The 929-nt window shown below is 48.1% G+C and carries 1 protein-coding gene; it reads left to right on the forward strand.

Annotated features, from left to right (window positions below):
- Window positions 1-247: 247 nt before the first annotated feature.
- Window positions 248-929, forward strand: a 682-nt coding sequence (locus tag JUI58_RS11200) for a filamentous hemagglutinin N-terminal domain-containing protein (protein WP_204103871.1), incomplete at its 3' end; no start/stop codon positions are given.

Genomic DNA, 929 nt, shown 5'->3' on the forward strand with positions numbered 1-929 from the left:
TAGATTTTAGCGTCTCGCTCCCTAGATTTTAGCGTCTCGCTCCCTAGATTTTAGCGTCTCGCTCCCTAGATTTTAGCGTCTCGCTCCCTAGATTTTAATGATAGTATTCATTCTGAAAATTACACTCATCCTGGCAACTCAAGAATATTCTCTCCCGAAGAGTAAATTGTAAAGAAATCGCAAAAAAGTAGACTATCTAAGTTTCAGGGATTACACTGAAAAGGGAAAATTGCCGAGTCCCCCCATCGTGAAAAAACTCAAACTGCCAAAACTCCTGTCTCTCCTCCTGTTAACTTGGTTAATCGGAGCAAAACCCCTCACCGCCCAGGCGCAAACATCCATAACAGCAGCCCCCGACGGCACCGGGACAATAATCAACTACAACGGCAACACCTACCATATTAACGGCGGCACCCAAGCCGGAGCTAACTTATTCCACTCGTTTCAGGAATTCGGACTCAACCCCCAAGAAATCGCCAACTTCCTCTCCAACCCCGACATCCTCAACGTCGTCGGAAGAGTCACAGGAGGAAACCCCAGCATTATTCAAGGACTAATCCAACTCACCGGAGGCAATTCTAACCTATTCCTCATGAACCCCTCCGGATGGGTCTTCACCCAAGGAGCAAGTTTAGACGTACCAGGCAGTTTTGGAGCCACAACCGCCACCAGAATCGGCTTTGGAGATGCTTACTTCAATGCCTACGGAAACAACAACTACAGCACCTTAATTGGCAACCCGACAAGTTTAATCTTCGACCAAAATAACCCCAGTTGGATCGTCAACGAAGCCAACCTCGCCGTCAAACCAGGAGAAAGCCTCTGGATGGTAGGAGGGGGAATCATCTCAACAGGAACCGTAGCCACAGAAAACGGTAACATCACCCTCGCCGCTATTCCAGGTAAAAGTCAAGTTCGACTCTCTCACG

The organism is Spirulina sp. CCY15215 (assembly GCF_016888125.1).
Taxonomy (GTDB): Bacteria; Cyanobacteriota; Cyanobacteriia; order Cyanobacteriales; family Spirulinaceae; genus CCY15215.